Below are 12490 nucleotides of genomic sequence, written 5' to 3' on the forward strand. Positions count from 1 at the left end.
ACAGTGCGGCGCCTGACACACCCTTCAGACGCATCGCACGCATCGCACCGGACGCATCGTCCGGGCCGGACGGAACAGGAGGCGGGACGTGGCGCGCGGAGGACAGGTGGGGCTGGCTCGGGTCGCCGTCGTCGTACGGGCGGGCGCCGCACCCTTGTGGTGGCTGGGCGTTTTCGCGGCGGGCATCGGCGTGCTGGTGCCGGGGCTCACCGGACGCCGGATCGGGGTGCTGGCCGGTGCCGCGCTCTTCATCGTCGCCACGGCCGTCGTGGCGTGGGTGCGCCGACGGCGCTACACCGCCCTTTCCGGCTCGGCCGCCCGCGCGGGCAAGCACGACGTGCTCCAGGACCGCGGGGTCACCGTGCGCAACTGGCGCCGGGGCCACCGCTGGTGGCTGCTCCTCGCCTTCCTCGCCGCCCTCGGCAGCGCCTTCGCCGTGCCCGCCGCGGGTGGGCTGCTGCTGGCCGGCTGCGGCGCCGGGCTGTGGCTCAAGTCCGCCTGGCTCGGCCGCCGCGAAGAGTCCGGCAACGCCCTGCTGTGGGTCCGCGTGGACTGGCTCGCCGCCAACGCCGGCCGCCCCGCGGGCAAGGCGGTCAAGGCCTACCGCAGCACGGGCATCGCGGCGGGCGACGCGGCACCGGGTGGAGCGCGCCGGAAGACGCCGGCGACGGTCTGAGCGCGACCGACCACGACGACGACCGCGCGCTCCCGTCTGCGCCGACGTCCAGCAGTCCTACTGCGGGGCCCCCGACCGGGGGCCCCGCACTCGTATGCGCGCCGCACGGACACGACCCTGTTGACTAGCTCTATTCAGGAGGTGAGGATATGAATATCCGTAGCAACAATCCGCCGGGAGCAAGCCACCAGGAGGCAGACCATGTCCGGACCTCGTCCTGTCCGAGCGCCACGCGGTACCGAGCCGAGCGCCCTGGGCTGGCAGCAGGAGGCCGCCCTGCGGATGCTGCAGAACAACCTCGACCCGGAGGTCGCCGAGCACCCCGACAAGCTCGTCGTCTACGGCGGCACGGGCAAGGCGGCCCGCGACTGGCGCTCCTTCGACGCCATGGTCCGCACCCTGCGGACCCTCAAGCAGGACGAGACGATGCTCGTCCAGTCCGGCCGCCCGGTCGGCGTCATGCAGACCCACGAGTGGGCCCCGCGCGTCCTCATCGCCAACTCCAACCTCGTCGGCGACTGGGCCAACTGGGAGGAGTTCCGCCGCCTGGAGGCCCTCGGCCTGACCATGTACGGGCAGATGACCGCCGGCTCCTGGATCTACATCGGCACCCAGGGCATCCTCCAGGGCACCTACGAGACCTTCGCCGCCGTCGCCGCCAAGAAGTTCGGCGGCACGCTGGCGGGGACCATCACCCTCACCGCCGGCCTCGGCGGCATGGGCGGCGCCCAGCCCCTCGCGGTCACCATGAACGACGGCGTCGTCATCTGCGTCGACTGCGACCCGCGCGCCATCGAGCGCCGCATCGAGCACCGCTACCTCGACGTCAAGGCCGACTCCCTCGACCACGCCCTCCAGCTGGCCACCGAGGCACGGGACCGGCGCAAGCCGCTGTCCATCGGCGTCCTCGGCAACGCCGCCGAGCTGGTCCCGCAGCTGCTCGCCATGGGCGCCCCGATCGACATCGTCACCGACCAGACCTCGGCCCACGACCCGCTGGCCTACCTGCCCACCGGCATCGCCTTCGAGGACATGGCCGACGCCGCCGCCAAGGACCCGGCCGGCTTCACCACCCGGGCCCGCGAGTCCATGGCCCGGCACGTCGAGGCCATGGTCGGCTTCCAGGACGCCGGTGCCGAGGTCTTCGACTACGGCAACTCCATCCGCGGCGAGGCCCAGCTCGCCGGATACGACCGGGCCTTCGCCTTCCCCGGCTTCGTCCCCGCCTACATCCGCCCGCTGTTCTGCGAGGGCAAGGGCCCCTTCCGCTGGGCCGCCCTGTCCGGCGACCCCGCCGACATCGCCAAGACCGACAAGGCGATCCTCGACCTCTTCCCGGAGAACGAGTCGCTGGCCCGCTGGATCAAGATGGCGGGGGAGCGGGTCCACTTCCAGGGCCTGCCCGCCCGCATCTGCTGGCTCGGCTACGGCGAGCGCGACAAGGCCGGTGAGCGGTTCAACGACATGGTCGCGAGCGGCGAGCTGGCCGCCCCGATCGTCATCGGCCGCGACCACCTCGACTGCGGCTCCGTCGCCTCCCCGTACCGCGAGACCGAGGCCATGCTCGACGGCTCCGACGCCATCGCCGACTGGCCGCTGCTCAACGCCATGGTCAACGTGGCCTCCGGCGCCTCCTGGGTCTCCCTCCACCACGGCGGCGGCGTCGGCATGGGCCGCTCCATCCACGCCGGGCAGGTCACCGTCGCCGACGGCACCCCGCTCGCCGGGGAGAAGATCCGCCGGGTCCTCACCAACGACCCCGGCATGGGCGTCATCCGGCACGTCGACGCCGGGTACGACATCGCCGAGTCCGTCGCCGCGGAGCGGGGCGTGCGGGTGCCCATGCGCGAGGGTGACGTGACGCACGAGGATGACGTGACGCACGAGGGTGACGGCGCGTGAGTTTCCACAGCATGTGGGCGGAGCTGCTGCCGGTCGGCCGCAGCTCCGCCTCCGGCGGCTACCGGCGCTACGCCTGGACCGGCGCCGACACCGACTGCCGGACCTGGTTCCGGGAGCAGGCCGAGGCACGCGGACTCGCCCACGAGACCGACCGCAACGGCAACCAGTGGGCCTGGCTCGGCGACCCGGCGGCCGGGAACGCCGTCGTCACCGGGTCCCACCTGGACTCCGTGCCCGACGGCGGCGCCTTCGACGGCCCGCTCGGCGTCGTCTCCGCCTTCGCCGCCCTGGACGAACTGCGCGAGCGGGGAGCGCGGCCCACCCGGCCGCTGGGCATCGTCAACTTCGGCGACGAGGAGGGCGCCCGCTTCGGCCTCGCCTGCGTCGGCTCCCGGCTCACCGCCGGCGCGCTCACCGTCGAGCAGGCCCACCGCCTCACCGACGGCGACGGCATCACCCTCCCGCAGGCCATGGAAACCGCCGGGTACGACCCGGACACCCTCGGCCCCGACCCCGAACGGCTCGCCCGCATCGGCGCCTTCGTCGAACTCCACGTCGAGCAGGGCCGGGCCCTCGACTTGTCCGGCGACCAGATCGGCATCGCTTCCGCCATCTGGCCGCACGGACGCTGGCGGTTCGACTTCCGGGGCGAGGCCAACCACGCCGGCACCACCCGCCTCGCCGACCGGCACGACCCGATGCTGTCGTACGCCGAGACCGTCCTCGCCGCCCGCCGCGAGGCCGAACGCGCCGGTGCCGTCGCCACCTTCGGCAAGATCGGCGTCGAACCCAACGGCGTCAACGCCATCCCCTCCCTGGTGCGCGGCTGGCTCGACTCCCGCGCCGCCGACCAGGAGAGCCTGGACACCGTGGTCACCGGCATCGAGGAGGCCGCCCGCGAGTACGCCGCCGCGCACGGCGTGGACCTCGACGTGGTCCGCGAGTCCTTCACGCCGGTCGTCGACTTCGACCACGCCCTGCGCGACGAACTCGCCCGCATCCTGGGCACGGAGACGGAGCTGAAGGTGCCCGTCCTCGGCACCGGCGCCGGACACGACGCCGGAATCCTCTCCGACCGCATCCCGACCGCCATGCTGTTCGTGCGCAACCCCACCGGCGTCTCGCACTCCCCGGCCGAGTACGCCGCCGAGGACGACTGCGTGGCCGGGGTGAACGCACTCGCCGACGTACTGGAAGGGCTGGCCTGCACGTGACCTCCTCCGAGCGGACCCGCACGTACTGGCTGGAACACGCGTGGCTCGGCACCCATGTCGAACCGGGTGTCGCTCTGGACGTCCGGGACGGCCGCATCACCGCCGTTCACCAGGGCGTCGCCACCCCGCCGCCCGGCGCCGAGATCCTGCGCGGACTGACCCTGCCGGGGCTGGCGAACGCGCACTCGCACGCCTTCCACCGCGCCCTGCGCGGCACCGTCCAGGTCGGCTCCGGCACCTTCTGGACCTGGCGCGAGGTGATGTACTCCGTCGCCGACCGGCTGACCCCGGACACCTACCACGCCCTCGCCCGCGCCGTGTACGCCGAGATGGCGCTGGCCGGCATCACCGCCGTCGGCGAGTTCCACTACGTGCACCACGCGCCCGGCGGCACCCCCTACGCCGACCCCAACGCGATGGGCGAGGCCCTGATCGAGGCCGCCGCCGAAGCCGGTGTCCGCATCACCCTCCTCGACACCTGCTACCTGTCCTCCGGCTTCGGCGACCCCCCGGGCACCCACCAGCTGCGTTTCTCCGACGGCACGGCTCAGGCCTGGGCCGAACGCTGTTCAGTTCTCAAGGAACGGGATCACGCACGGATCGGGGCCGCGATCCACTCCGTACGGGCCGTGCCCGCGGACCAGTTGGCGACGGTGGCGCGGTGGGCCGAGGAGCGGCGGGCCCCGCTGCATGTGCACCTGTCCGAGCAGACCGCCGAGAACGACGCCTGCCGCCGGGCCCACGGATGCACCCCGACCCGCCTCCTCGCCGACCACGGCGTGCTCGGACCCCGAACCACCGGCGTCCACAACACCCACCTGACCGACGAGGACATCGCCCTGCTCGGCGACAGCCGCACCGGCACCTGCATGTGCCCCACCACGGAACGGGACCTCGCCGACGGCATCGGACCCGCACCCGCCCTCCAGCGGGCGGGCTCGGCCCTCTCCCTCGGCTCGGACAGCCACGCCGTCGTCGACCTGCTGGAAGAGGCGCGCGCCATGGAGCTGAACGAGCGGCTGCGCACCCGCACCCGCGGCCACTGGACCGCCGCCGCCCTGCTGCGCGCCGCCTCCGCCGACGGCCACGCCGCCCTCGGCTGGAACGACACCGGCCGCATCGAGGCCGGAGCCCGCGCCGACCTCGCCACGATCGCGCTGGACTCGGTCAGGACGGCGGGGCCACTGCCCAGGCTCGGCGCCGAGACGGCCGTATTCGCCGCGACGGCAGCGGACGTACGGCACACGGTCGTGGGCGGACGGCACGTCGTACGCGACGGGGCGCACGCCCTCGTACCGGATGTGCCGCAGGCCCTGGCGCGGGCCGTCGAAGCCCTGCGCGCCTGACCACCGGCGCCCGCCCGCGGCCCGCCCCACGCCCCAGCCCCCACGAGGACACCAGGGACCCCATGAGCAGCAGCACCGTCATCACCAACATCGCCGCACTCGTCACCAACGACCCCTCCCTCGGCGACCACTCCCCGCTCGGTCTGGTCTGGGACGCGGCCGTCGTCATCGAGGGCGAACGGGTCGCGTGGACCGGTGAATCAAGCAAAGCACCCGCCACTGACAATCGGGTCGACGCCGCCGGCCGGGCGGTCCTCCCCGGCTTCGTGGACTCCCACTCCCACCTCCTCTTCGCGGGCGACCGCACCGAGGAGTTCAACGCCCGTATGTCCGGCCGCCCCTACAGCGCGGGCGGCATCCGCACCACCGTCGCCGCCACCCGGGCCGCGAGCGACGCGGAACTGGAGGCCGGTCTCACCCGCTACCTCGCCGAGGCCCTGCGCCAGGGCACCACCACCTTCGAGACCAAGTCCGGCTACGGCCTGACCACCGAAGACGAGTCCCGCGCCCTGCGCGTCGCCGCCCGCCACACCGACGAGGTCACCTTCCTCGGCGCCCACATCGTCGCCCCCGAACTCGCCGACGACCCCGCCGCCTACGTCGACCTGGTCACCGGCGACATGCTCGACGCCTGCGCCCCGCACGCCCGCTGGATCGACGTGTTCTGCGAGAAGGGCGCCTTCGACGGCGACCAGGCCCGCGCCATCCTCACCGCGGGCAGGGCGAAGGGCCTGCACCCCCGCATCCACGCCAACCAGCTCTCCTACGGCCCCGGCGTCCGGCTCGCCGTCGAACTCGACGCCGCCAGCGCCGACCACTGCACCCACCTCACCGACGCCGACGTCGACGCCCTCGCGGGCAGCCGCACGGTCGCGACCCTCCTCCCCGGGGCCGAGTTCTCCACCCGCGCCCAGTGGCCGGACGCCCGGCGCCTGATCGACGCCGGTGCCACGGTGGCCCTCTCCACCGACTGCAACCCCGGCTCCTCCTTCACGTCCTCCGTGCCCTTCTGTATCGCGCTCGCGGTACGGGACATGGGGATGACGCCGGACGAGGCGGTCTGGTCGGCCACCGCGGGCGGCGCCGCGGCCCTGCGCCGCGACGACGTCGGCCGGCTCGTCCCGGGCGCGTACGCCGACCTGACGCTCCTGGACGCCCCGAGCCACGTCCACCTGGCCTACCGGCCGGGGGTGCCGCTGGTCGCGGGGGTGTGGCGGCGGGGAGTGCGTAGGGTGTGAGCAGCATGTGAGCCGGACGGCGGGGGAGCGGGGAACGGATGGCCAAGTACTGGTGGACGCCGTTCCTGGTGAACGTGCTGCTCGGCATTCCGGGCGTCGTGCCGTTCTGGCTCGTGTGGTACCTGGTGGCCAACTGGCCACTGGCCGAACTCGGCTGGACCGTGCGCGAGCCGACGGAGAACGACGGCATGGCGCTCTGGCTGGTGATCGTCGTCCCCGTGGTGGCGCTCTTCGCGCTGCTCTGGTGGCTGGTCAACGCGCCGCTGCGGCGCCGGACGTCCCTGGCGCCGCGCACGTACTGGCTCCTGAGCGGGCTCGCCCCGCTGCTGCCGACGGCGGCACTGATCGCCAACTCCCCCTGAGCCGGGCGGCGGTCCGACTGAGCCGGGCGGCGGTCCGAGCGGAGGCGGCAGCCCGAAGGGGGGCGGCCCGGCTTCGGACCACCCCCCTTGAGGGCAAGCGACACCCGGTCAGGGCCTGACGACTACTCCTCGACCGTGAGCCCCTTGCGCAGTCGTACGAGGGTCCGCGACAGCAGACGCGAGACGTGCATCTGGGAGATCCCCAGCTCCTCGCCGATCTCCGACTGGGTCATGCCGGCGACGAAACGCAGGGAGAGGATCTTCCGGTCCCGGGCGGGCAGCTCGGCGATCAGCGGCTTCAGCGACTCGACGTACTCGATGCCCTCGAGCCCGTGGTCCTCGTAGCCGATGCGGTCGGCGAGCGCGCCCTCCGCGTCGTCCTCCTCGGGCTGGGCGTCCAGCGAGGAGGCGGTGTAGGCGTTGGACGCCGCCATGCCCTCGACGACCTCGTCCTTGGACAGGCCCAGGTGCTCGGCCAGCTCGGTCACCGTGGGGGCGCGGTCGAGGCGCTGGGCCAGCTCGTCGCCGGCCTTCGCCAGGTCGAGCCGCAGCTCCTGGAGCCGGCGCGGAACGCGCACGGACCACGAGGTGTCACGGAAGAAGCGCTTGATCTCGCCGATGATGGTCGGCATCGCGAACGTGGGGAACTCCACACCGCGCGACAGCTCGAAGCGGTCGATCGCCTTGATCAGGCCGATGGTGCCGACCTGGATGATGTCCTCCATCGGCTCGCTGCGCGAGCGGAAGCGGGAGGCGGCGAACTTGACCAGCGCGAGGTTCAGCTCGACGAGCGTGTTGCGTACGTACGCGTGCTCGTGCGTGCCTTCCTCCAGCGACTCCAGCCGCTCGAAGAGGGTCTTGGACAGGGCCCTGGCGTCCGCCGGAGCGACCTCGTCGTACGCGGGGATGTCCGGAAGCCCGGCGAGGGCGTCGTCGTGGCCGACGACGGCGTCGTGGTGCTCGATGGGATCCAGATGTTCCGGAGGGAGTGTCGACGTCGCTTGGTGGGTACGCGATCCGTCGAGCCGGGGTGACATGATGTCCTCCATCGTTCTCGGCATACGGCTGCCGAAGCCAAATACGTGCACTGCGGTGTGCGGCGCCTCCAAAGCCGGCCGTGTCGGTTTACGTGTCTTACTAGCCCTACCGGGTTTACCGAGCTGACCGCAAGTGTGTTCTGTGCGGGTATGTCCGTTTGTGTGCGGTTGTTCGGGTGTCGGAGTGCGGCGGGAAGGCGTAGTGTTCGAGGGCGTCAGCAAGCAGTCACGACCTCGGGAGAGAGAAACGGCATGGACCGCGGGACGGTCGGCAGTGCCCAGTCGGGCCGGCTTCTGGTCGAAGTACGGGAAGAGGGCCCCAGTGCCGTCGTGACACCGGCGGGTGAGCTGGATCACCACACCGCCGATCTGTTGCGCGAGCCGCTGGAGGACTGTCTCGCCAAGGGATTCAACCGGCTCGTCGTGGACTGCTCACGGCTGGAGTTCTGCGACTCCACGGGGCTCAACGTCCTGCTCGGAGCGAGGTTGAAGGCGGAGGCCGCGGGGGGCGGAGTGCATTTGGTGGCCATGCAGCCGGTGGTGGCGCGCGTGTTCGAGATCACGGGGGCCGAAGCGGTCTTCACCCTTCATGACACGCTTGCGGCCGCCCTGGCCGACGCGTCCGACTGAGCCGTCCTTGTCCGGCCGGCGGAGGGGCGCGTGCGCATCCCGGGACGGGTGTTTTCGCCCCGCGGCGGGTTTCGTGCGCGATACAGGGGTGTTCGTACGGCCCGGTCGGGCAGGAGAGACCCTGAACCGGCTGTCTACGACTTTGCTGTGTACGACTTTGAAATGTGAACTGGTGAATCGGTGAGGTGAAGCGCTGATGAGCACCACCCGGCCCTATTCGCCGGGCGACCGCGGTCCGGAGCCCGGCGGCGCTTCCGGGGTGCCGCCGTCCGCGCCCGCCGCCGTGCCCGGGGAGAGTGGCGGGCGGCAGGCCCGCAGGCTGAGCTTCGAGGACGCGAGCGGGGTCGTCCCGCTGGCCCGTGACTTCACCCGCGAGGCGCTGTACGCCTGGGGCTGGCTGCCGTCCGCCACCGCGGACCAGCGGGCCGCCGCCGAGGATGTCCTGCTCGTGGTCTCCGAGCTGGTGACCAACGCGTGTCTCCATGCGGAGGGCCCGGACGAGCTGTCGATCACCTGCGAGAAGAAGGTGATCCGGCTGGAGGTCTCCGACCGCGGTACGGGGCAGCCGGCGCCGCGGACCCCGCACCGCGCGGGGCGTCCCGGCGGTCACGGGATGTTCATCGTGCAGCGGCTGTGCCTGGACTGGGGCGTCGTGCGGACGCCGGGGGTCGCGGGCAAGCGGGTGTGGGCGGAGCTGGGGGCCCCGGCGTAGGCCTGCGGCGCTTGTGCGGGTCTTTTTGCCCACCCGCCCACCCGTCTCGGTCGGCCAAGAGGTCGCCGCCCCCGGGGCTCCGCCCCGGACCCCGTTGCAGGCCCCGCCCCCTGCACCCCACTCTGGGTCACGCCCCCGCCCGCGCGGGGACTGCGTCCCCTGCACCCCGCTTTGCGGCTCCGCCTGAGACCCCGGTGAGGGGCTCCGTCTCCTGTACCCCTCTCAGGCGCCCTGCCTGATGCCCCGGCGGTGGCTCCGCTCCTGCACCCTTGCCTGAGCCGCGCAGCCCGCACGCGGCGGGGACTGCGTCTTCCTGCACCCGCCCGAGGCCCCCGCCTGAGGCTCCGGCGGGGGCCTCGGCCCCTGTGCCCCTCTCAGGCGCTCCGCCTCGGGGCCCGGCGGGGACTGCGTCTCCTGCACCGTTCTCGGGGCCCCGCCTGATGCCCCCGCGGCGGCTCCGTCTCCCGCACCCTTGCCTGAGCCGCGCAGCCCGCACACGGCGGGGACTGTGTTCCCCGCACCCCTGCCTGAGCCGCGCAGCCCGCGCGCGGCGGGGGTCGCGTCTCCTGCGCGGGGTTCGTCGTTGTTCGGGTGCGGTCGTGGTTCGGTTCCCGGTGTCGTGAAGGCGGGAGGGCCGCCTCATCCGGGTCGGATGAGGCGGCCCTCCGTGCGGGACGGGTGTTCGCCGGGGTCAGCGGACGTCGCCCATGAGTTCCCTGACGCGCTTGCGGTACATCCAGATCGCGATGCCCGCGACCACCGCGAGGGTCGCCTCCGCGGCGACGATGCCCGTCTTGTTGAGGTCGACCCCGGCGATGGAGAGCAGGCCGGTCGTGGCGTCACCGGCGGTGACGGCCAGGAACCAGACGCCCATCATCTGCGAGGCGTACTTCACCGGCGCCATCTTCGTCGTCACCGACAGGCCGACCGGGGAGAGCATCAGCTCACCGCAGGTCTGGACGAAGTAGATCGCCACCAGCCACATCGCCGCCGCCTTGTGGCCGCCCTCCGCGATGCCCAGCGGGGCCAGGAAGAGGAAGAAGGACGCGCCGACCAGCACCAGACCGCCGCAGAACTTGACGACCGTGCTCGGCTCCTTGCCGCGGCGGTTCAGCGCCAGCCACAGCGTGGCGAAGACCGGGGCCAGGGCCATGATGATGACCGGGTTGACCGACTGGTACCAGGAGACCGGGAAGTCCCAGCCGAAGACGCTGTTGTTCGCCGAGGAGTCGGCGAAGAGCGACAGGGTCGAGCCGCCCTGGTCGTAGATCATCCAGAACACGGCGGCGGCGACGAAGAACCAGATGTACGCCGACATCTTGGACTGCTCGGCGCGGTCCAGGGACTTGTCGCGCTTGATGTTGGTCAGCACCAGCACCGGGATGATCACGCCGAGCAGGGTCAGCGGGACCAGGATCCAGTTCAGGGTGTAGTGGCCGGAGAAGCCGACGATCGCGTAGAAGACGACGGCCAGCGCGGCCCAGAACGCGGCCTTGCGCAGCGTCGAGGTCTTCTCCTCGACGGACAGCGGCTTCGGGACCGCGCTGGAGTGCGGGGCCAGGTGGCGGCTGCCGATGAGGAACTGGAGCACGCCCAGGCCCATGCCGACCGCGGCGAGCGCGAAGCCCAGGTGCCAGTTGACGTTCTCGCCGATGGTGCCGATGGTCAGCGGCGCGGCGAAGGCACCGAGGTTGATGCCCATGTAGAAGACGGTGAAGCCACCGTCGCGGCGCGGGTCGTCGGGGCCGTCGTAGAGCTGGCCGACCATCGTGGAGATGTTGGCCTTCAGCAGACCCGAGCCGATCGCGACCAGACCGAGGCCCGCGTAGAACGTGCCGGAGGACGGCAGCGCCAGCGTGAGGTGGCCGAGCATGATCACGCCGCCAGCGATGGCGACGGTCTTGCGCGGGCCCCAGACGCGGTCGCCGAACCAGCCGCCCGGCATCGTGAGCAGGTACACCAGCGAGAGGTACACGGAGTAGATCGCGGTCGCGGTGCCGGCGCCGAGGCCGAGACCACCCGGGGCGACGAGGTACAGCGGGAGCAGAGCCCTCATGCCGTAGTAGGAGAACCTCTCCCACATCTCGGTCATGAAGAGTGTGGCCAGTCCGCGGGGGTGGCCGAAGAAGGTCTTCTCGGTGCCGGGGGTGCCCGGGGTGACCGAGTCCTTCGTCAGGCTGGACGCCATGGTCGATCCTTGCTGGTCGGGACGCGCTCATGAGGCGATGCGCGCCCGGTGGGGGGCGGCCGGCACCGGCGGCCTTCCCGCCCGTCCCACGCCTGAGGGATTCCGCTCCGGATTGCGAAGCGGTGGGCGGCGGCCACCGGGATCCACGCCTCCGCGCGCGTCAGTGCACGCGACGAGGCCCGGCCCCAGGTCATTCCTTTCAAGGCCGGCCGTGAGGGCCGGCCCGCACACAAAAGAGACCTTCAGCGTCGAACTGTCGCCAAAGGTCCGCTGGGTGCTACAGGCGCTGATTCACCATACGGCAGGACACTGCCCGGTATGGAAGGACTTGAGACGCGGATCACAGGTGATTGTGGAACCGCGAACGATCTTTCGAAGGTTCTACCCAGGATGGCACCCCACAGCCGCAGGTTCGGCCGCGGGGGTGGTGGGGCGGGGCGGGCCCTCGGGGCGATCTTGCCCCGGGCGTTGCTCCGAGCGGTCTACCATCAGCCCATGACCCGTGTACTGCTCGCCGAGGACGACGCGTCCATCTCGGAGCCGCTGGCCCGCGCACTGCGCAGGGAAGGGTACGAGGTCGAGGTGCGTGAGGACGGACCCACCGCACTGGACGCCGGGCTGCAAGGCGGCATCGACCTGGTCGTGCTGGACCTGGGCCTGCCGGGGATGGACGGGCTGGAGGTCGCCCGCCGGCTGCGGTCCGAGGGCCACGCCGTGCCGATCCTGATCCTGACCGCCCGCGCCGACGAGGTGGACACCGTGGTCGGCCTGGACGCGGGCGCCGACGACTACGTCACCAAGCCCTTCCGTCTCGCCGAGCTGCTCGCCCGGGTCCGGGCCCTGCTGCGGCGCGGCGCCGTCGAGCCCCCGCAGCCGCCCGCCACCCACGGCGTGCGCATCGACGTCGAGTCGCACCGGGCCTGGATGGGCGAGGAGGAGCTCCAGCTCACCGCGAAGGAGTTCGACCTGCTGCGGGTCCTGGTGCGCGACGCCGGCCGGGTCGTCACCCGCGACCAGCTGATGCGCGAGGTGTGGGACACCACGTGGTGGTCGTCGACCAAGACCCTCGACATGCACATCTCCTGGCTGCGCAAGAAGCTGGGGGACGACGCGGCCAACCCCCGTTACATCGCCACCGTGCGCGGGGTGGGCTTCCGTTTCGAGAAGAACTGAGCGAGCCCCGAG

Annotated in this window: 11 protein-coding genes; 9 read left to right on the top strand and 2 right to left on the bottom strand. The window is 72.1% G+C overall.

The window, feature by feature from the left end; all coding sequences use genetic code 11:
* The first annotated feature begins 88 nt into the window (after positions 1–88).
* From B9W62_RS23160 to B9W62_RS23185, 6 genes are all read left to right on the top strand, one after another.
* Positions 89–676 (top strand): hypothetical protein, encoded by a 588-nt coding sequence (locus B9W62_RS23160; RefSeq protein WP_087808969.1) that lies wholly within the window; start codon positions 89–91, stop codon positions 674–676.
* 201 nt (positions 677–877) lie between these two features.
* A complete protein-coding gene (hutU, locus tag B9W62_RS23165) occupies positions 878–2578 on the top strand; it encodes a urocanate hydratase (RefSeq protein WP_087808970.1) in 1701 nt (566 codons plus the stop codon).
* Entirely contained in the window at positions 2575–3792 is a 1218-nt protein-coding gene (locus B9W62_RS23170) for an allantoate amidohydrolase (protein WP_087808971.1), read from the top strand. Before hutU ends, B9W62_RS23170 begins: the two co-directional genes overlap by 4 nt.
* On the top strand, positions 3789–5138 hold the full coding sequence (locus tag B9W62_RS23175; protein WP_087808972.1) for a formimidoylglutamate deiminase: 1350 nt from the start codon (positions 3789–3791) through the stop codon (positions 5136–5138). The genes B9W62_RS23170 and B9W62_RS23175 overlap by 4 nt, the downstream gene beginning before the upstream one ends.
* Positions 5139–5200: 62 nt before the next feature.
* Positions 5201–6376: an imidazolonepropionase gene (gene hutI, locus B9W62_RS23180; protein WP_087808973.1), complete on the top strand. Its 1176-nt coding sequence runs from the start codon at positions 5201–5203 to the stop codon at positions 6374–6376.
* Between the two features lie 38 nt (positions 6377–6414).
* Positions 6415–6738: a hypothetical protein gene (locus B9W62_RS23185; RefSeq protein WP_087808974.1), complete on the top strand. Its 324-nt coding sequence runs from the start codon at positions 6415–6417 to the stop codon at positions 6736–6738.
* A gap of 122 nt (positions 6739–6860) precedes the next feature.
* Here B9W62_RS23185 and B9W62_RS23190 read toward each other — a convergent pair whose 3' ends face one another.
* On the bottom strand, positions 6861–7787 hold the full coding sequence (locus B9W62_RS23190) for an RNA polymerase sigma factor SigF (RefSeq protein WP_179235618.1): 927 nt from the start codon (positions 7785–7787) through the stop codon (positions 6861–6863).
* 240 nt (positions 7788–8027) lie between these two features.
* Here B9W62_RS23190 and B9W62_RS23195 point away from each other — a divergent pair, with 240 nt between their 5' ends.
* Together B9W62_RS23195 and B9W62_RS23200 are read left to right on the top strand one after the other, a co-directional pair.
* Complete coding sequence (locus B9W62_RS23195) at positions 8028–8405, top strand: STAS domain-containing protein (RefSeq protein WP_059302090.1); 378 nt, start codon at positions 8028–8030, stop codon at positions 8403–8405.
* 196 nt (positions 8406–8601) lie between these two features.
* The gene (locus B9W62_RS23200) at positions 8602–9117 is read left to right on the top strand and encodes an ATP-binding protein (protein ID WP_087808975.1); all 516 of its coding nucleotides are present in this window, start codon (positions 8602–8604) and stop codon (positions 9115–9117) included.
* A 691-nt stretch (positions 9118–9808) separates the two neighbouring features.
* Here B9W62_RS23200 and B9W62_RS23205 read toward each other — a convergent pair.
* Positions 9809–11305 (bottom strand): MFS transporter, encoded by a 1497-nt coding sequence (locus B9W62_RS23205; RefSeq protein ID WP_087808976.1) that lies wholly within the window; start codon positions 11303–11305, stop codon positions 9809–9811.
* 495 nt (positions 11306–11800) lie between these two features.
* Here B9W62_RS23205 and B9W62_RS23210 point away from each other — a divergent pair, with 495 nt between their 5' ends.
* A complete protein-coding gene (locus B9W62_RS23210) occupies positions 11801–12478 on the top strand; it encodes a response regulator transcription factor (RefSeq protein WP_030191398.1) in 678 nt (225 codons plus the stop codon).
* The last annotated feature ends 12 nt before the right edge of the window (positions 12479–12490 follow it).

Origin of the sequence: Streptomyces sp. CS113 (genome assembly GCF_002188365.1) — a bacterium.
In the GTDB taxonomy this organism is placed as follows: Bacteria; Actinomycetota; Actinomycetes; order Streptomycetales; family Streptomycetaceae; genus Streptomyces; species Streptomyces tendae.